Raw genomic sequence first — 18,441 nt, 5'->3', positions numbered from 1 at the left:
CGTCCATGCGTTCGCTGGCGACGACGACGGCGGGGTGGTCGGCCAGGCCGGCGGAATGGATGCGCATGCGGCCGTGACTGCCGCTGTGGTCCAGGCACCGGCTAGCGCGCGCCCGAGCCGGCCGGCGACGGGCCGCTCTGCAGCCGGCTCGCCAGTGCCTTGCGGTCGACCTTCCCGTTGGGGTTCAGCGGGAAGGAGTCGAGTGCGGTGAACTGCTGCGGCACCATGTTCCGCGGCAGCGTGCCGAGCAGGTCGCGCCGCAGGGCCCGTTCGTCGAACCGGTCGCCCGACGGGATCACCAGGGCCACCAGACGGGTGTCCTGCCCGGAGCCGGCCGGCACGACGACCACGTCGCGGACGTCCTGGTGGCGGCGCACCGCGTGCTCGACGTCGCCGAGGTCGATGCGCATGCCGCGGATCTTCACCTGGTGGTCCAGCCGCCCCACCACGACGAGTTCGCCCGACGGTGTGGTGTAGCCCTGGTCACCGGTGCGGTAGAGCCGCACGTCGGCCCCGTCCCGGCGCACGGTGACGAACCGGGCCGCGGCCTCCGGACCGGCGTTGAGGTACCCGGCCCCGACGCTGATCCCGGAGACGCAGATCTCCCCGACCTCGCCGTCCGGCACCTCCCGCAGGTCCTCGTCCAGGATGTGGATCTCGGTGTTGTACACCGGGGGACCGGCGGGCATCGGCCCCTCCGCGTAGGAGCCGTAGTCGACCATGCGGTGCGAGGAGGCGACGTCCGTGCACTCGGCCACACCGTACTGGTGCAGCAGAAGGCACCGGTTGCCCTCGCGGGTGGCCCACCGGGCGACCCGGGTGGCCGACATGGGCTCGCCGCCGATGAAGACGTAGCGCAGTCCGGTGAGCACCTCGGTGCCCTGTGCCGTCTCCCGTTCCACCAGCAGGTACAGGGTGCTCGGGGCGCAGTGCAGGGTGCGCACCCCGAGCTCCCCGATGAGCCGGTAGGCGAGGCTCACGTCGAAGCTGCGGCTGGGCAGCAGGTGCAGGGGCGCGCCGGTGAACAGCGGGGTCATCAGGCTGCGCTGGCTGATGTCGAACCCGAAGGAGCTGACCAGCAGGTTCCCCGACTCGTGGTCCAGGCCGTATTCGAGGGTGAGCCAGTTGAGCAGGTTGTACCAGCCCTCGTGGCGCACCGCGGTGGCCTTGGGCGTCCCCGTCGAGCCCGAGGTGAAGACCACGTAGCACAGGTCCTCGGGATCGATCCGCACGTCCGGATCCGTCGCGGGGAGGTCCGCGAGGCCGAGCGCCGGGTCGCCGATGTCCACGACCGTGCCGGCGGCCCCGGCCACCAGCGCGAGTGTGTCGCCGCCGGCCACCACCACGTCCATCTGCGGAAGCTGGGAGACCATCAGCCGCAGCCGCTCGGGCGGATACGACGGATCCAGCGGCACGTAGGCGGCCCCGGCCTTCAGCACGCCGAGGACGGTGGCCACGAGGTCGCCGGACCGGTCGACGCACACCCCGACCACCGAGCCGCGCGTGATCCCGATCGAGGCGAGGTAGTGGGCCACCCGGTTGGCCCGTCCATTGAGTTCGCCGTACGTCAGGCGCTCCGCACCGCAGGTGAGAGCGAGCCGCTCCGGGTGGCCGGCCGCGTGCGACTCGAAGACGCGGTGTGCGAGCCGCTCCGCCGGCAACGGGACCTTGGTACCTGTCAGAACCATGTGATGTTCCTTGTCGGATCGAGGACTGGGGTCGTCCCGGTCGTCCCGGTGCAGCCGGGCCCCGGTCAGCGGCTGCGCCGAGCCGTGTCCTGCCCGCCCTCGCCGCGCACCCGGTTGATGCCGTTGAGGAGGGCGCAGACGGCGGCCGTCGTGGGATCGGGGTGCAGGCCCGCCGCGTGCACCGTCGTGCCGGCGTACGTGAGGTGCGCGTACACGGCGGTGCGCTGGTCGGGCGTGCGCTGCGTGGTCCGCTCGTGCAGGGTCACCTCGTGGCCGCCGGCCCGCAGCGCCGCGACGGTCGCGGTGACGGGGTCGTCGCCGGTGCCGGTGAGGCGCGTCTCCTCACCGTCCGGTCCGGCGAGGAGCAGCCGGCACGTGGTGCCGCCGGGGGCGTCGTGGGCCGCAGCCTCCTTCAGCAGCAGCCAGGGCCGCGGCTCCAGGTAGTGCTCGCTGAAGGCCTCCCACAGCCGGCGGGAGGTCAGCTCGGTGCCGGTGCGGTCGGTGATGGCCTGGACGATGCGGGCGAACTCGATCCGCATCGGGCGGGGCAGGTCCAGGCCGTAGTGCGTCTTGAGCACCTGGGCGACACCGCCCTTGCCCGACTGGCTGTTGACGCGGACCACGGACTCGTACGTCCGGCCGACGTCCTTGGGGTCGATGGGCAGGTAGGGCACCTGCCAGGGGATCCGGCCGGGGCTGGTGCCACCGGCCCGGGCCTGGTCGTCCAGGGCGGTCAGTCCCTTGCCGATGGCGTCCTGGTGGGTCCCGGAGAACGCGGTGTACACCAGGTCGCCGACGTAGGGGTGCCGGGCGTGGACGGGCATCTGGTTGCACTCCTCGACCGTGCGGCGGACGCCGTCGATGTCGGAGAAGTCCAGCTGCGGTTCGACGCCGTGGCTGAACAGGTTCAGCGCGAGCGTGGCCAGGCAGACGTTGCCGGTGCGCTCGCCGTTGCCGAACAGAGTGCCCTCGACGCGGTCGGCCCCGGCCATCAGCGCCAGTTCGGCGGAGGCCACCGCCGTGCCGCGGTCGTTGTGCGGGTGGACGGAGAGGATCACCGATCCCCGGCGGTCGAGGTTGCGGGACATCCACTCGACCTGGTCGGCGAAGACGTTCGGGGTGTCCGTCTCGACGGTGGTCGGCAGGTTGAGGGTGACCGGGCGGTCCGGGGCGGCGTCCCAGGCGGACACGACCGCGTTGGCCACCTCCAGCGCGTACTCCGGCTCGGTGACGTTGAACGTCTCCGGGGAGAACTCGAAGCGCGTCGCCGCGCCCGGCATCGCGTCGGCCAGCCGGGCCACCAGGCGCGCGGCGTCGAGCGTGTACTTCTTGTGCTCCGCCGGCGACACCTGGAAGACCACGTCGCGCCACAGGCAGGCGGTGGCCAGGCAGAGGTGCACGACCGCCCGCCGGGCTCCGCGCAGGGCCTCGAAGGTCCGCTCGATCAGTTCCGGGCGGGCCGGGGTGAAGACCACGATCGTCACGTCGTCGGGCACCCGGTCCTGGCGGATCAGATCCTGTACGAAGGCGAACTCCGCCTCGCTGGCGGCCGGATAGCCGACCTCGATCTCCTTGAACCCCATGCCGACGAGCAGGTCGAACATCCGGCTCTTGCGTGCGGCGTCCATCGGGTTGGCCAGCGCCTGGTTGCCGTCCCGCAGGTCCACCGACGCCCACAGGGGAGCCTGCCGCAGCACGTTCTGCGGCCATGTCCGGTCCGCCAGGCCGCCCGGGACCCGTTCCGCCGCCCGGCCGTACCGCTCGATCGGCATCCCCGAGCCGCGCTGTGTGTTCCACCACGGCTGCCCCGCCGTGGTTCCGTCACCCGTACCCCTCGTCGCCACCCCGGCCATACGCGATCAGCCTCCCTGAGCATTGCCCGGCTCGAAAACCAACCCGTCGACCGTCGCCCCCCGCGTCCTCATTGCGTCCTCGCGCCATCCTTATCCCGTTCCTTACCGTGCTCTCACAATGAGCCGGGGCGCGGCGGCAGAAGGCCCCGACCGCGCCGGCAGGGCAACTGAGAGGGGCCGCCGGAGGGCAGGGCGGACAGGTCACCGCCGAACCGTGCGAATCGTCCGCTCCCGGGTAACTCCGGTACTGCGGGTAACGCTCCGGACGTATGCAACGCGGTGTTGCCACCGGGTCCCGCAGCCTGCATCATCTCACCTAGTGAGAGGGGCCTTACGGGGTTTCCGCGGCGAAAGGTAGGCTCCCGGAGGAAATTACTGAGGAGCGTTGACCCGATATTTTCTCACTGGCCTGACGGCCGCAGGGGTATACAGATGGAGTTGCGCATCTTAGGACCGTTAGAACTCTACGTCGGCAGTGCACGCCTATTCGTCTCGGGCGCCAAGCGCCAAGCGGTGCTGGGCGCCCTGGTGCTGGCCGGGGGAGCGCCGATCCCGATCGACCGGCTGATCGACACGGTCTGGGGGGCGCAGCCCCCCGCCACGGCCGTCAAGCAGATCCGCAACGCCACCTCCGACCTGCGTCGCCTCCACCCCCGGCTGGCCGAGAACCTGCGGCTGGCGGGGGACGGGTACCAGTTGGTGCCGGACGGCTGCCAGGTGGATGCAGTGACGTTTCTGCAACGAGCGGCCGAAGCCCGGAAGTCGCTGGCGGCAGGGCGTGCCGAGGAGGCGCTGGCCGGGCTGAGGTCCGCCCTCGCCCTGTGGCGCGGACCCGTCCTCGCGGGCCTCGACCGGCCCGCGCTGCAGGCCCAGATCGCGGCGCTCGACGAGCTGCGGCTGGTCACCATGGAGCAGCGCGTCGAATTGGAACTCGCGGCGGGAAACCATCAGGCGCTGCTCGGTGAACTCGCCACGTGGGTGGCCGAGCATCCGCTGCGGGAACGCCTGGTGGCGCAGTTCATGCTCGCCCTGCACCGCTCCGGAGCGCAGGCCGACGCGCTCACGCTTTTCGAGCGGACGCGCAAAGTCCTCAAAGAGGAACTCGGGGTCAGTCCCGGAACGGACATGCAGGAAGCCCATCGCCAGATTCTCCAGGGTTTCCGGCCGGATTCCCGCTCGCATGCCATGCGGCACGGGCGCAACAATCTTCCGCCGGCCGCGGCGCATTTCACCGGAAGGGCCCGGGAACAACGGGTGATTCAGGAAGCGGGCCGCATTCCTCAGGTGAAGGGTCAGCCGCTCAGATCGGCGCCGGCGGTGATCGCGATCGACGGAATGGCGGGCATAGGGAAGACCGCGCTGGCCCTGCATGCCGCGCACCGGCTCACGCCGAGCTATCCCGACGCGCAGCTGTTCGTCGACATGCAGGCGTACGCCATGACCGACCGCCCCCGCGATCCGGGCACCGCCCTGGGGATCCTGCTGACCGGGCTCGGCGTGCCGCCGGAGAGCGTCCCCGGCCGGTTGGACGAACGGATCGCCCTGTGGCGCCGGTTGCTCGCCGACCGCCGGGCGCTGATCGTCCTGGACAACGTGACCGACACCCGGCAGACACTGCCCCTGCTGCCGGCCTCTCCCGGCTCCCTCACCGTGGTGACCAGCCGCAACCGGCTGACGAACCTCATGGCGACACAGCACCTGACCTTGCAGGAGATGTCCCAGTCCGAAGGGCGCGCGCTCTTCGGCAAGATCGTCGGAGACGACCGGCCGCACCGTGAACCGGCGGCCGTGGAGCACATCGTCGACCTCTGCGGCGGTCTGCCCCTGGCGATCCGGCTCGCCGCCGCCAAGCTCCGCCACCGCCCCGGCTGGTCGGCCTCGCACCTGGCCTCGCGGCTCGGCGCCAGCGGGCAGTGGATGACCACCCTGCAGGCGGAAGGGGGCAGTGTCGCCGAGGTGTTCCGCCAGTCGTACGAGGGGCTCGGCGCCGCGCAGCAGGACGTCTTCCGTCTGCTCGCACGGGTGCCGGCCGATCGCATCGAGGCGCGTACCGTCGCCGCACGGTGCGGACTCCCGGTAGCCCGCGCCGAACAGCTTCTCGAATCCCTCGTCGACGCGCATCTGTTGAGCGCCTCCGGGCCCGCGCGGTACAGCATTCACGAATTGGTCCACTCCTTCGCCGCCCAACTCGCGGGCACGGTCGCCGAACCGTTCCCGGAACGCGCCGAGGAGTGCCTCGCCGCCGTTTCCACCGGGGACGGACGAATCCGGTGACCAGGGTCCCGGAACACACCGGTGGCGGGGGACGCAGGCCGCACCGGCGTGCCGTCCACCGGTGTCGGACGGGACCCCGACCAAGCCCCCGCACGAACGACCGCCGACGAAATCCGCGGACCTGCAGCCCGGGAAACCGAGTGGCCGCGAGGTGACGGCTTGCGGGCACGGCCCGCCCGTTCACCGGGGCGCGGTGAGGATCGGCCGAGGACGCACCGAGGACGGCGGCGACCAGGATGAAGCCGTGGTCCTGGACCGGGGCCGGTTTCCGTTCGCTCCGTGCGGCGAGCCGCCGGGTGTGCCCCCTGGGGCACGAACGAGAGGAAGCATGTGAGCGCACAGCATCTTGCCGAGACGGACACCGGAGGGCTGGCGGCCCTGCCGACGATACCTGGGGTCGTGGACGGCCTCATCACCGCGGTGACCGACGCCGACGACAACGTCTCCCTGCGGATCAGGCTCAAGCTCCCCGGCATGGGCCGTACGGGCTACGACCGGATCGAGGTGTTGCTCGACGCGGAGGACCGGGAGGCCCTCGCCCGCTTCCTGCAGTCCTCGAACGGACCGGGCGGCGCCGTCCCGGACGCCCCGCTCATCCGGTGCTCGGTCGGCGTCGGGGCGGGGCTCCGCACCGACGACTGAGGCCGGCCGCCGCCGGCGCCGCGCCCCGCCGTGCCACTGATTCTGGAAGGGCCCGAGATGGAGACTCTGGATACCGTGCTGACCCGGCGCAGCGTCAGCCGTCTCAGCGATCCCGCCCCCGACGACGCCCAGTTGCTCGCCCTGGTGAAGGCCGCCATGACCGCACCGGACCACGGCAGGCTGCTGCCGTGGCGCCTGGTCACCCTGCGCGGTGAGGAGCGGGCCGAACTGGGCGCACGGCTCGCCGCCTGCTCGGCGGACGATCCCCACGCCCGGGAACGGGCCGCCGCCAAGCCGTTGCGCGCTCCTCTGCTCGTCGCCATCGTCTTCGCCCCGGTCGCCCACCCGACGATCCCGCGCTGGGAGCAGCTCGCTGCCACGGCGGCCGCGATCCAGACCCTCTCCCTGCTGCTGCACGACCGCGGTTACGCCTCCATCTGGCGCACCGGAGCCGTCACCCACGACCACGGCGTACGCGCCCTGCACCGGCTGCGCCCCGACGAACAGCTGCTGGGCTGGCTGTACACCGGCACGGCCGTGAGCCTCCCGCGACCACGACGGCTGCCCGACCCGAGGGCGCGGGTCCGCACCCTCACGCAGCTGGCGGCTTCCGGCGCCCAGGTGGAGGTCTGCTGCTGACCGCCCCGCCGGACGCCCGGACGGCTGCGCCCCGCGGCGCGGTGGCCGGGGCGCTCCTCACCGGCGATCACCCGCGGTTACTATGCTCCCTTCATGCCGGAGGCGGGAGGCCGGAGGCACGGGCGGACGGCCCTTGACGCGACGCCGGGGAGAAGGGCGGGACCGCGACCGCGGTCCCGGCTCCGCCGGATGCTCCCCGGGGTCGTCGACGGGCCGTCCGCGCTCCCGCGACCCTCCACGGCTGAGCGTGGACCATCGGGTTGAAGAGACGGGCTGCCTGGGAAAATGCTGAAAGAGGTCACCGCGACCCGCTACATCGCGCCCCTGCGTGAGGGCGGCTCGTTGCCGGGGCTCGTCGAGGCCGACGACTCCGGGACGTACGTCGTGAAGTTCACCGGCGCCGGACAGGGCCGCAAGACCCTCGTCGCCGAGGTGGTGTGCGGGGAGCTCGCCCGGCGCCTCGGACTGCGCACGCCCCGTCTGGTCACCGTGGAGCTGGACCCCGTCCTCGGGCTCGGCGAGCCCGAACAGCAGGTGCAGGATCTGCTCCGGCACAGCGGCGGCACCAATCTCGGCATGGACTTCCTCTCCGGCGCCCTCGGCTACGACCCGCTCGCCTTCCCGGTGAGCCCCGAGGAGGCCGGCCGGATCGTCTGGTTCGACGCGCTGATCAACAACGTCGACCGCTCCTGGCGCAACCCCAACCTGCTGGTGCACCGGGGCGAGCTGTGGCTCATCGACCACGGCGCCACCATGATCTGGCAGCACAACTGGCCGTCCGCCGAGACCTCCGCGGCCCGCCCGTACGACGCCGCCGACCACGCCCTGGCCCGGTTCGCCCCGGACGTGACCGGCGCCGCCGCCGACCTGGCGCCCCGGGTCACCGAGGACCTGCTCGCCGAGGTCACCGCCGAGATCCCCGACGCCTGGCTCACCGACGAGCCCGGCTTCGGCGGCCCCGACGACCTGCGCCGCGCCTACGCCCGGCCGCTGCTCGCCCGGGCGGCCGTCATCGCCGAGCGCATCACCGGCATCGGTCCCGAGGAGGGCAAGTGAGCGAGCGCCACATCCACATGGCCGGCCATGTGGCCGAGCGGCACATCACCCGTGCGGGTCAGGGCGGCGGCCGGGACGTGTTCGAGTACGCGCTGCTGCGGGTGGTGCCCCGCGTGGAGCGCGGCGAGTGCATCAACGCCGGCGTGGTCGTCTACTGCCGCGCCCGGGCCTACGTCGGCGCCCGCACCCATCTGGACGAGGCGCGGCTGCTCGCGCTGGACGCGCGGGCGGACGTGGCCGGCATCCGGGCCGCGCTCGGCGCCGTGGAGAGGGTGTGCGCGGGCGGGGCGGAGGCCGGGCAGGCGGCCGGGGACGACGCCGGACGCCGTTTCCGCTGGCTGATCGCACCCCGTTCCACCGTCGTGCAGCCGGGTCCGGTGCACACCGGCCTGACCGCCGACCCCGGCGCCGAGACGGAGCGGTTGCTTGACCTGCTGGTGAGGTGATGGACCACACCGGCGCGATGTGCCGTTGACACCGGGTGCCAGGGCTTCTAGCGTCACCTGTGCCGAAGGTACTAAGCGGTTGCTCACCGCATGCGGGGCTCTCTCCGAGAGCACCGGCAGTTCTCTCGAGGGCGAGGAGAAGCAGCAATGTCCACCACTGAACAGCGGGTCGCGGTAGTCACCGGCGCGGCGCGCGGCATCGGCGCCGCCACCGCCGTACGCCTGGCCGCCGAGGGCCGCGCGGTCGCCGTGATCGACCTGGACGAGGCCACCTGCAAGGACACCGTCGAAAAGATCACCGCAGCCGGCGGCACGGCCCTCGCGGTCGGCGCGGACGTCTCCGACGAGACGCAGGTCGAGGCGGCCGTCGCCCGGATCACCGAGGAGCTCGGCGCCCCGACGATCCTGGTCAACAACGCCGGCGTGCTGCGCGACAACCTGCTGTTCAAGATGAGCGTCTCCGACTGGGACACCGTCATGGACGTGCACCTGCGCGGCTCGTTCCTGATGACCAGGGCCGTCCAGAAGCACATGGTGGACGCGGGCTGGGGCCGGATCGTCAACCTGTCCTCCTCCTCGGCGCTCGGCAACCGCGGCCAGGTCAACTACTCGGCCGCCAAGGCCGGACTGCAGGGCTTCACCAAGACCCTCGCCATCGAGCTGGGCAAGTTCGGCATCACCGCCAACGCCGTCGCCCCCGGCTTCATCGCCACCGAGATGACCAAGGCCACCGCCGACCGCGTCGGCATGGGCTTCGAGGACTTCAAGAAGGCCGCCGCCACCCAGATCCCGGTGCAGCGCGTCGGCGAGCCCGAGGACATCGCCAACGCCATCGCCTTCTTCACCGGCGAGGCGGCCGGCTTCGTCTCCGGCCAGGTGCTGTACGTGGCCGGCGGACCGCTCGACTAAGGATGCCGAGGTAGCACCGACATGACTGAACTCCCGGAGCTGTCCGGCAAGGTCGCCCTCGTCACGGGCGCGAGCCGCGGCATCGGCTACGGAGTCGCCGAGGCGCTGGTCGCCCGCGGCGACCGCGTCTGCATCACCGGCCGCGGCGAGGACGCCCTCAAGGAGGCCGTCGAGGCACTCGGCGCCGAGCGGGTCATCGCCGTCGCCGGCAAGGCCCACGACCCCGACCACCAGACCGAGGCCGTCGCGCGCACCATGGAGGCCTTCGGCCGCGTCGACTTCCTGGTCAACAACGCCGGCACCAACCCGGTCTTCGGTCCCATCGCGGACCTCGACCTGGACGTCGCCCGCAAGGTCTTCGAGACCAACGTCGTCTCCGCGCTCGGCTTCGCCCAGAAGACCTGGCACGCCTGGCAGAAGGAGAACGGCGGCGCGATCGTCAACATCGCCTCGGTCGCGGGCCTCGCGCCCTCGCCGTTCATCGGCGCGTACGGCGTCAGCAAGGCCGCGATGATCAACCTGACCCAGCAGCTGGCGCACGAGTTCGCGCCGAAGGTGCGGGTCAACGCGATCGCCCCGGCCGTGGTCAAGACCAGGTTCGCGCAGGCCCTGTACGAGGGCCGCGAGGAGGAGGCGGCCGCCTCCTACCCGCTCGGCCGGCTCGGTGTGCCCTCCGACATCGGCGGGGCAGCCGCGTTCCTCACCTCCGGGCAGTCCGACTGGATCACCGGCCAGACGCTCGTCGTGGACGGCGGCATCTTCCTCAACGCCGGCGTGGGCTGAGTCCCGTCCGGGCGCCGGATCCCCGGCGGATCGGCGCCCGGAACGCCGTTCGGTGTGCGTGCGGAGGAATGACAACGTCGTCATCGCCGCTCGATCGAGAAGCCCTGTTCCCGGGGAGGTCCGGGCGCCGCGGCGCTGCGGTATGGTCTGCCGACCCTTGGTATGGCAGATCGAGGAGCGTGCGCGTGTTCAACCGGAACCGATTCCTGCGGAGAGTCGCGGCGATCGCGTCCATATCCCTGGTGACCGGCTGCAGTGTGCTGTCGGACGGCGACCCCGACAGCCAGGAGCCGATCGTCGTGGGGACCACCAGCGCCCCCAGCACCCTGGACCCGGCCGGTGCCTGGGACGGCTCCTGGGAGCTGTACCGGAACATCTTCCAGACGCTCGTCGCCTACCCGAACGGGGCCACCACCCCTCAGCCCGACGCCGCCGAGAGCTGCTCCTTCACGGACAGCACCAGCCGCACCTACCGCTGCAAGCTGCGCGCCGGCATGAAGTTCGCCGACGGGGACCCGCTCACGGCCGAGGCCGTCCGGCACTCCATCGACCGCATCCGCACCATCGACGCCCCCGGCGGCCCCGCCGGGCTCCTCGGCAGCCTGGACCGCGTCGAGACCTCCGGCGACCGCGAGATCGTCTTCCACCTGAACCGGCCCGACGCCACCTTCCCCTTCGTGCTCGCCACCCCCGCCATGTCGATCGTCGACCCCGACGACTACCCCGCCGACTCGCTGCGCAAGGACGCCGAGGTCCACGGCTCCGGGCCGTACAGGCTCCAGTCCTACACGGAGGGCAAGGAAGCCGTCCTGGTCCGCAACGCCAACTACAAGGGCTTCGCCGAGCGGCAGAACGACGCGGTGACCATCCGCTACTTCCAGGACTCCGCCGGCATGGTCAAGGCGCTGCGGGCCAAGCAGATCGACGTCACCTACCGGGGTCTCGCCGCCGACGACATCGTCGCCCTCCAGAAGCACGCCACCGACGAGGTGCAACTCGTCGACGGCGCCGGCACCGACATCAGCTACCTGGTGTTCAACCCCAAGGACCCCTGGGCCAGGCAGCCCGCCGTGCGCAAGGCCGTCGCCCAGATCGTGGACCGGGGCGCGATCACCCACAAGGTCTACAAGGACACCGTCGACCCGCTGTACTCGATGGTCCCCAAGGGACTCACCGGCCACGCCACCGGCTTCTTCGACGACTACGGCGACCCCAGCGTCACCAAGGCGCGCGCGATCCTCACCGCGGCGGGCATCACCCGGCGCGTTCCGCTCACCCTCTGGTACACCACCGACCGCTACGGCTCCGAGACGGCGCTGATGTTCAAGGAGCTCAAACGGCAGCTCGACGCCTCCGGCCTGTTCACCGTCACCCTCAAGAGCCGCCCCTGGAAGAGCTACGTCGTCGGCTACCAGAAGGGCGAGTACCCGGTGTTCGGGCGCGGCTGGTTCCCGGACTTCCCGGACGCGGACAACTTCATCGCCCCGTTCGTCGGCGAGCACAACGCGCTCGGCACGCCCTACCCGGCCAAGCGCATCACCGCCGGTCTGCTGCCGCACGCGCGCGCCGAGAGCGACCGCGCGCGGACCGTGAAGGACGTGGAGCAGGCGCAGCAGATCCTGGTGGACGACGCCCGGCTGCTCCCGCTGTGGCAGGGCCGGCAGTTCGTGGCCGCCAGCGACGACATCTCCGGCGGCGAGCAGGCCCTCGACCCCTCGACGATCATGATGATGTGGACGCTGCACCGCAAGACGAGCTGGTGACCCGCCCGCGCGCCACCGGCTGTCAGTGGTCGGCGGTAGGTTCGGACACCGGCAAGTGACCGCACACCGTGAGGACGTTGACGTGACCGACATCGCCATGCTGCCCGAGTCCTGGCGCGGGGTTCTGGGCGACGAACTGCAGCAGCCCTACTTCAAGGAGCTGACCGAGTTCGTCGAGGAGGAGCGGGCGAGGGGCCCCGTCTATCCGCCGCGCGAGGAGGTCTTCGCGGCGCTGGACGCGACGCCGTACGACCGGGTGAAGGTCCTCATCCTGGGCCAGGACCCCTACCACGGCGAGGGCCAGGGCCACGGCCTGTGCTTCTCGGTCCGCCCGGGCGTGAAGACCCCGCCCTCCCTGCGGAACATCTACAAGGAGATGCACGAGGAGCTGGGCCTGCCCGTCCCGGACAACGGCTATCTGATGCCGTGGGCCCGGCAGGGCGTGCTGCTGCTGAACGCGGTCCTCACCGTGCGGGCCGGCGAGGCCAACTCGCACAAGGGGAAGGGCTGGGAGAAGTTCACCGACGCCGTCATCCGCGCCGTGGCCTCCCGCCCCGACCCGGCGGTCTTCGTCCTGTGGGGCAACTACGCCCAGAAGAAGCTCCCGCTGATCGACGAGACCCGGCACGCGGTGGTCAAGGGCGCCCACCCCTCGCCGCTGTCGGCGAAGAAGTTCTTCGGCTCGCGCCCCTTCACCCAGATCAACGAGGCGATCGCCCGCCAGGGCCACGAGCCCGTCGACTGGCGGATCCCGAACCTCGGCTGACGGCCGGGTCGCGGTCCCGGCGCTCACCCCCGGGCCGGTGCGCGGGATCCCGGCCGGGGCCGGGCCGGACAGGCACCGCGGGCGCAGCCGCGCCGTCGGCTCACCGGGGCCCGCGGCGCCCGCCGGGGGAGGGGCCGGGCCGCCGCGCGCCCACCGGCCGGACCGCTCACGGCGGACCGGGCCAGGCGTCCCCCGCTCGGTCCGGAGCGAGGCGCGGGTCACCACGCCCGGGCTCGCGCCCCGGCGGGACGGCCCCGCACCACCCGGTGGGCCGCGGGCCCGGCGGACGGCCGGGCAGGCGGTCCGCCGGCTCCCGCGCGGGTTTCGTGCTCCGGCCGGTGCGGTGGCCGGGCCGGCCGTGCTCCCGCCCGGTCGTGGCACCGTGCCGTCCGGGGCCGCCTGACCGGTATTCGCCGCGGCGCCGGTTAGCGTCGAAGCGGACGGCTGAGCGGACACGGCGCAGCCGACGACGGCCTGGAGGACGCGGGTGGCGGAGCGACGGGAACGGGCGGCGCCGGACGCCGTCTCGACGCGGATCGGTCAGGTCGTGATGCTGCACCACGGCGGCGACCGCGAGGAGGCCCGCAGCCGCTTCCTGGACCTGTGGGCGGAGATCGGCGAGGACGGCGACCCGCTGCACCGCTGCACGCTGGCCCACTACCTGGCCGACACCCAGGACGACCCGGCGGACGAACTCGCCTGGGACCTGCGCGCGTTGTCGGCGGCTGAGGAACTGACGGACGGCCGGGCGGGCGCCGACCCGTCGGGCGTCCAGGGCTTCCTGCCGTCCCTGCACCTCAACCTGGCCGCCGACTACGTCAAGCTGGGCCGCGCCGAGGCCGCCCGCAGCCACCTGCGCCGGGCCCGCGCCGCCGCGGCCTGTCTCGCCGACGACGGTTACGGCGAGGGGGTCCGCTCCGCGATCAGCCGGCTGGAACTGCGGCTGGGGGAGGACGGCGGCCCGGGCGACGACGGCTGGGCCCCGCCGAGGCAGCGGCCCGGGTAGCCGGCCCACCCGTGCCGGCCCTCACTGCCCGTACGCCTGCTCGCAGACCGTCGCCTCCGGGTCGTCGCTCCCCCAGCCGCCGAACTGCCTGCCCAGGGCGCACACGTCGGGGGCCGCGGGGACCGCCGGCGCCGGGACGGGCAGGCCGGCGCGCGGTCGCCGCGGCTGCCGCGGCTGCGGGAGCCGGGGCTCGCGCGGGGCCGGGGGCCGCTGCGCCGGCGGGGGCGCGGCTGCCGTCCGGTGCGGTGCCGGGGACTCGGGGTGCTCCGGGCGCCGGGACGGTGCGGTCATCTCCCGTGCCTCCCGGGCCGGTGCCTGCACCCCCCGGGACGCCGTCGGGCGGGCGGTCGCGGTGTCCGGCGGCGGCCCCGGCCTCGCCGGATGCCGCACCGTCACACAGCCGGAGAGGGCCGAGGCGGCCACGGTGATCAGAAGCGCTGCGGCGGTCGTCGTTCGATGCACCCACGTCACTCTGCTGGGTCGGCCCCCGGTGTGGCAGCAGGAGACCCCGGTGGATGCCCCGCACGAGTGACGGCATGCCCCGTGCGGGGGTGCTTCGCGGTGCCGGAGGTGACGTTCAGTCTCCGGTGGCGCCGTCGATCCGCTCCCGGATGAGGTCGGCGTGGCCGTTGTGGCGGGCGTACTCCTCGATCATGTGGGTGTAGATCCAGCGGAGGCTGAACGGCTCGTCGGTGAGTTTGCTCCGCCCGCGGGAGAGGTCGTCGAGCTCCAGGCCGGCCGCGTTGCGCCGGGCGATCTCGATCTCCGCCTGCCAGGTGGCGTACGCATCCTGCCAGGTGTCGGCCTCGGTGAGGTGGAACTCGCCGTCCGGGTCCGCGTCGGAGTAGTAGATCGGCCCCGGGTCGTCGCCCACCAGGACCTTGCGGAACCAGCCGCGTTCCACGTCCGCCATGTGCCGCACCAGGCCCATGAGGGACAGCGGCGAGGGCGGCGCCGACGCGGTGCGCAACTGTTCGTCGGTGAGGCCCTCGCACTTCCAGGCCAGCGTCCGGCGGTGGTAGTCGAGCCAGCCCTCCAGCATGGCGCGTTCGCCGGCGTTCTGGGCGGGCTCGTGGCGTTCGGTGTCCATCCCCGCATCCTCCCCCGGTCACCGTATTCGCGACCAGCGTTTTTCCCGACGGCCCGGCGCGCGGCCGGTCCGGCGCGCCTCTGCGCGGCGCCGCCAGCGGGCGGCCCCCGTATGCTTCCGGCAGGGACCACGCCGGCGAGCCGCAGGGGAGAAGCACGTGAAGGTCGGCTGCATCGGGCTGGGGGACATCGCGCAGAAGGCGTACCTGCCGGTGCTGGGCATGCAGCCGGGGATCGATCTGCACCTGCAGACCCGCACCCCCGCGACCCTCCACCGGGTCGCCGACGCGCTGCACCTGCCGTCCGAGCGGCGGCACGCGACCCTGGACTCCCTGCTCGCCGCGGGCCTCGACGCCGCCTTCGTGCACGCGCCCACCGCCGTCCACCCCGAGATGGTCACCCGGCTGCTCGAGGCGGGCGTCCCCACGTACGTGGACAAGCCGCTCGCCTACGAACTGGCGGACTCCGAGCGGCTGGTGGACCTCGCCGAGCGGCGCGGCGTCTCGCTGGCCGTCGGCTTCAACCGCCGGTACGCCCCCGGGTACACGCAGTGCCGGGACCACCCGCGCGAGCTGATCCTGATGCAGAAGAACCGGGTGGGGCTGCCCGAGGAGCCGCGCTCGATGATCCTGGACGACTTCGTCCACGTCGTCGACACCCTGCGGTTCCTGGCGCCGGGGCCGGTCGACGACGTGACCGTGCGGGCCCGTGTCGAGGGCGGACTGCTCCACCACGTCGTGCTCCAGCTCGGCGGCGACGGCTTCACCGCCCTCGGGGTGATGAACCGGCTCAGCGGCTCTGCGGAGGAGGTCCTGGAGGTCTCCGGGCAGGACACCAAGCGCCAGGTCGTCAACCTGGCCGAGGTGATCGACCACCGGGGGCAGCCGACCGTGCGCCGGCGCGGCGACTGGGTGCCGGTGGCCCGGCAGCGCGGCATCGAGCAGGCGGCCCTCGCCTTCCTCGACGCCGTGCGGGCCGGGAAGGTGCTCAGCGCCCGGGACGCGCTGGCGACTCATGAACTGTGCGAGCGGGTGGTACGAGCGGTTCAGGACCGCTCCGGCGCAGCCTGAGCGCCCGCACCCACTCGGTCGCGCACAGCGCGGCCAGCACCAGCAGCGCGCCGTGCACCGGCCAGTCGCCCCAACGGGCGTACGGCGTGAGGCCGTGCGCGAGCGGCACGTCGTACACGCGGGCGGTGTTCGCGTCCGTGCCGAGCCACGGCCCGAGGCGCCGTCCCTGCGGGCCGTACACCGCGGAGACGCCCGTGAGAGTGGCGTGCACCATGGGGCGGCCGGTCTCCGCGGCGCGCAGCGCGGCCAGCGAGGCGTGCTGCTCAGGCGCCCAGCTGTGCTGGAAGGACGAGGTGGACGACTGGCCGAGGAGGACGTCCGCGCCGTCCCCGGCGAGATGCCGGCTCATGTCCGGGAACGCGGTCTCGAAGCAGACCAGCGGGCCGATCCGCAGTCCGTGACCGACGTTCATCACGGTCTGTCCGGTGCCGCGCCGCCGGTCCTCGCCGGCGGCGCGGCCCACCGAGGTGACCCAGCCGAGCAGCGAACGGGCCGGTATGTACTCGCCGAACGGGACCAGCCGCATCTTGTCGTACCGGTCGCCGGTCAGGCCGTCCGGGCCGACCAGGACCGAACTCTTGTAGATGCCGGGCCGGTCGGAGCGGCGGGCGTCCACGTTCACCAGGACGTCCGCGCCGGTCTCGCGGGACAGGGCGGCGAGGCGCCGGGCCAGGTCGGGCCGGTCGTCCAGATCGAAGCCGACGCTGGACTCGCCCCACACGACCAGGTCCACGTCCTGCCCGGCGAGCCGCCGGGTCAGCTGTTCCTCGCGGTCGAACCGCTTCTCGCCGCTGGCCTCGCCGGCCACGACGCCCGGCTGCACCACGGCGATCCGGACCCGCCCGTCGACGTCCGGGCGCGGCGCCCACGCCCACGCGGCACCGGCCGCGGCGGCCGTCGCGACCAGCGATGCCACGGCCGGCACGCGTGCCGCGCGTATCGCCACCAGCACGGCCGCCGCGACGTTGACGGCCACCACCAGGAAGCTGAGCAGCCACACCCCGCCGACCGACGCCAGCCGCAGCGCCGGGCCCACCTGCCACTGGCTGGCGCCCAGCATGCCCCACGGCCCGCCGAGCCCCTGCCAGGAGCGGACCAGCTCCACCGCCAGCCAGGCCGACGGCAGCACCAGCAGCGCGGCGGCGCCCCGGCCCGGCGACGGCGCCCCGCCCAGGAACCGGCGCACCAGCCAGCCCCAGGGCGCCCACAGCGCGCCCAGCAGGACGGCTATCAGGAAGATGAACACGTGCAGGCTCGGCAGCAGCCAGTGGTGCACGGCCACCAGGAAGCCGAAGCCGCCGCACCAGCCGTCGTACGCCGCGCGCCGCCCGGTCGGCGCGGAGCGGGCCAGCAGGATCCACGGCACCAGGGCGATGTACGCGAACCACCACAGCGACGGCGCCGGGAACGCGAGCACGGGCAGGGCGCCCGCGAGAGCCGCGGCGCCGGAGCGTCGCCAGGGGGAGGTGAGCCAGCGGTCGATCGTCCTCATACCGACCCTCCCTACCCAGTGCCGGCTCCAGTGTGCCTGCGGGAAGCGATCTCCGCACCGCGTGCGCGAGGGGTGCGGCACCGATATTCACTGGTGCGCGGGACGTGCGGCACCCCACCCTGTCCCCGTGAACGAACGAACAGCCGCGACCGAACCGGTGTTCCGCATCCGGGCCCGGCACACGGATGCCACGGTCACCGTCTATCAGGCCTACCGGCCGGAGATCGGCCGCCCGGCGGCCCGCACCGGACGCTTCCCTCCCGCCTGGAAGCGGGACCGGATGACGTGGATCAAGCCGTCCTTCCTGTGGATGATGTACCGCTGCGGCTGGGGCGCCAAGGAGGGACAGGAGACCGTCCTCGCCGTCGAGATCGACCGCGCCGGCTTCGAATGGGCCCTGCGGAACGCCTGCCTGTCGCACCACGTGCCGGACCTGCACGGCGACGAGGCCGCCTGGAGACGGCAGCTGCGGCGGTCACCGGCCCGGGTGCAGTGGGACCCGGAGCGGGACCTGCGCCTCGAACCGCTGCCGTACCGGTCGTTGCAGCTCGGTCTCGCCGGGGAGGCGGCGGCCCGCTACGCCGACGAGTGGATCGCCGGCATCGAGGACGTCACCCCGCTGGCGGCCGAGGTGCATGCGCTGGTACGGGCCGGTGAGACGGAGCGGGCGCGCGGGCTGCTGCCCGAGGAGCGGCCGTATCCGGTGGCCGACGAGGTGCTGGCGCACCTGCGGGGGTGACCGGGGCGCACCGGACCGCGGCGGAGGCGGGCGGGGGCGGCGCGGTCAGGCCGCCTCGACGACGCGGCTGCGGACCGCCTCCGCCCACTCGATCACCAGCCGCTCGTACTCCGCGCGTTCCTGGGCCGACAGGGTGCCGCCCGCACGCAGCCACAGCGCCCGGATCTGCTCGTTCACCTCGGCGGCCGACCGCACGGAACCAGGGGGTGGGACATCGGGGGACATG

Annotated in this window: 18 protein-coding genes and 1 pseudogene; 12 read left to right on the top strand and 7 right to left on the bottom strand. The window is 72.9% G+C overall.

Annotated elements, in window-relative coordinates; all coding sequences use genetic code 11:
- From ABZ261_RS09940 to ABZ261_RS09930, 3 genes and pseudogenes are all read right to left on the bottom strand, one after another.
- A pseudogene (locus ABZ261_RS09940) lies at window positions 1–100 on the bottom strand (class II glutamine amidotransferase); the annotation flags it as partial.
- Between the two features lies 1 nt (window position 101).
- Window positions 102–1,688 (bottom strand): amino acid adenylation domain-containing protein, encoded by a 1,587-nt coding sequence (locus ABZ261_RS09935; protein WP_356857222.1) that lies wholly within the window; start codon window positions 1,686–1,688, stop codon window positions 102–104.
- 65 nt (window positions 1,689–1,753) lie between these two features.
- Window positions 1,754–3,460, bottom strand: a complete 1,707-nt coding sequence (locus ABZ261_RS09930) for a 2-isopropylmalate synthase (protein WP_356857220.1) — start codon at window positions 3,458–3,460, stop codon at window positions 1,754–1,756.
- 513 nt (window positions 3,461–3,973) lie between these two features.
- Between ABZ261_RS09930 and ABZ261_RS09925 the strand changes: the two genes are divergently transcribed.
- The 10 genes from ABZ261_RS09925 (at window position 3,974) to ABZ261_RS09880 (ending at window position 13,825) form a co-directional block, all read left to right on the top strand.
- Window positions 3,974–5,815: a BTAD domain-containing putative transcriptional regulator gene (locus tag ABZ261_RS09925; RefSeq protein WP_356857218.1), complete on the top strand. Its 1,842-nt coding sequence runs from the start codon at window positions 3,974–3,976 to the stop codon at window positions 5,813–5,815.
- Between the two features lie 330 nt (window positions 5,816–6,145).
- On the top strand, window positions 6,146–6,457 hold the full coding sequence (locus ABZ261_RS09920) for a hypothetical protein (RefSeq protein ID WP_356857216.1): 312 nt from the start codon (window positions 6,146–6,148) through the stop codon (window positions 6,455–6,457).
- A gap of 57 nt (window positions 6,458–6,514) precedes the next feature.
- Window positions 6,515–7,096, top strand: a complete 582-nt coding sequence (locus ABZ261_RS09915) for a nitroreductase (protein ID WP_356857214.1) — start codon at window positions 6,515–6,517, stop codon at window positions 7,094–7,096.
- 285 nt (window positions 7,097–7,381) lie between these two features.
- The gene (locus tag ABZ261_RS09910) at window positions 7,382–8,152 is read left to right on the top strand and encodes a HipA family kinase (RefSeq protein WP_356857212.1); all 771 of its coding nucleotides are present in this window, start codon (window positions 7,382–7,384) and stop codon (window positions 8,150–8,152) included.
- Window positions 8,149–8,598 (top strand): DUF3037 domain-containing protein, encoded by a 450-nt coding sequence (locus ABZ261_RS09905; protein WP_356857208.1) that lies wholly within the window; start codon window positions 8,149–8,151, stop codon window positions 8,596–8,598. The genes ABZ261_RS09910 and ABZ261_RS09905 overlap by 4 nt, the downstream gene beginning before the upstream one ends.
- Before the next feature lie 147 nt (window positions 8,599–8,745).
- The gene (gene fabG, locus ABZ261_RS09900; protein WP_356857206.1) at window positions 8,746–9,507 is read left to right on the top strand and encodes a 3-oxoacyl-ACP reductase FabG; all 762 of its coding nucleotides are present in this window, start codon (window positions 8,746–8,748) and stop codon (window positions 9,505–9,507) included.
- A 21-nt stretch (window positions 9,508–9,528) separates the two neighbouring features.
- Complete coding sequence (locus ABZ261_RS09895) at window positions 9,529–10,290, top strand: SDR family oxidoreductase (RefSeq protein WP_356857204.1); 762 nt, start codon at window positions 9,529–9,531, stop codon at window positions 10,288–10,290.
- 185 nt (window positions 10,291–10,475) lie between these two features.
- Window positions 10,476–12,053: an ABC transporter substrate-binding protein gene (locus ABZ261_RS09890; protein WP_356857202.1), complete on the top strand. Its 1,578-nt coding sequence runs from the start codon at window positions 10,476–10,478 to the stop codon at window positions 12,051–12,053.
- An 82-nt stretch (window positions 12,054–12,135) separates the two neighbouring features.
- Window positions 12,136–12,819, top strand: a complete 684-nt coding sequence (gene ung / locus ABZ261_RS09885; RefSeq protein ID WP_356857200.1) for a uracil-DNA glycosylase — start codon at window positions 12,136–12,138, stop codon at window positions 12,817–12,819.
- A gap of 487 nt (window positions 12,820–13,306) precedes the next feature.
- Entirely contained in the window at window positions 13,307–13,825 is a 519-nt protein-coding gene (locus tag ABZ261_RS09880; protein WP_356857198.1) for a hypothetical protein, read from the top strand.
- A gap of 21 nt (window positions 13,826–13,846) precedes the next feature.
- On the opposite strand, the gene ABZ261_RS09875 is transcribed toward ABZ261_RS09880, so the two are convergent.
- Window positions 13,847–14,116, bottom strand: coding sequence for a hypothetical protein (locus ABZ261_RS09875; RefSeq protein WP_356857196.1), 270 nt, complete (start codon window positions 14,114–14,116; stop codon window positions 13,847–13,849).
- A 286-nt stretch (window positions 14,117–14,402) separates the two neighbouring features.
- Window positions 14,403–14,915, bottom strand: a complete 513-nt coding sequence (locus ABZ261_RS09870) for a DinB family protein (RefSeq protein ID WP_356857194.1) — start codon at window positions 14,913–14,915, stop codon at window positions 14,403–14,405.
- 157 nt (window positions 14,916–15,072) lie between these two features.
- Here ABZ261_RS09870 and ABZ261_RS09865 point away from each other — a divergent pair, with 157 nt between their 5' ends.
- Window positions 15,073–15,984, top strand: coding sequence for a Gfo/Idh/MocA family oxidoreductase (locus ABZ261_RS09865; RefSeq protein ID WP_356857192.1), 912 nt, complete (start codon window positions 15,073–15,075; stop codon window positions 15,982–15,984).
- On the opposite strand, the gene lnt is transcribed toward ABZ261_RS09865, so the two are convergent.
- Complete coding sequence (gene lnt, locus ABZ261_RS09860; protein ID WP_356857190.1) at window positions 15,902–17,476, bottom strand: apolipoprotein N-acyltransferase; 1,575 nt, start codon at window positions 17,474–17,476, stop codon at window positions 15,902–15,904. The two genes, ABZ261_RS09865 and lnt, sit on opposite strands and share 83 nt — an antisense overlap.
- 127 nt (window positions 17,477–17,603) lie before the next feature.
- Between lnt and ABZ261_RS09855 the strand changes: the two genes are divergently transcribed.
- Window positions 17,604–18,215 carry a DUF4291 domain-containing protein gene (locus tag ABZ261_RS09855; protein WP_356857188.1) on the top strand — a complete coding sequence of 204 codons (612 nt, stop codon included), beginning with the start codon at window positions 17,604–17,606 and terminating at the stop codon, window positions 18,213–18,215.
- Between the two features lie 45 nt (window positions 18,216–18,260).
- On the opposite strand, the gene ABZ261_RS09850 is transcribed toward ABZ261_RS09855, so the two are convergent.
- On the bottom strand, window positions 18,261–18,440 hold the full coding sequence (locus tag ABZ261_RS09850; protein WP_356857186.1) for a hypothetical protein: 180 nt from the start codon (window positions 18,438–18,440) through the stop codon (window positions 18,261–18,263).
- Window position 18,441: the final 1 nt, after the last annotated feature.

The organism is Streptomyces sp. NPDC006193, from assembly GCF_040613915.1.
In the GTDB taxonomy this organism is placed as follows: domain Bacteria; phylum Actinomycetota; class Actinomycetes; order Streptomycetales; family Streptomycetaceae; genus Streptomyces.
This window is presented reverse-complemented; position numbering and strand designations above follow the sequence as displayed.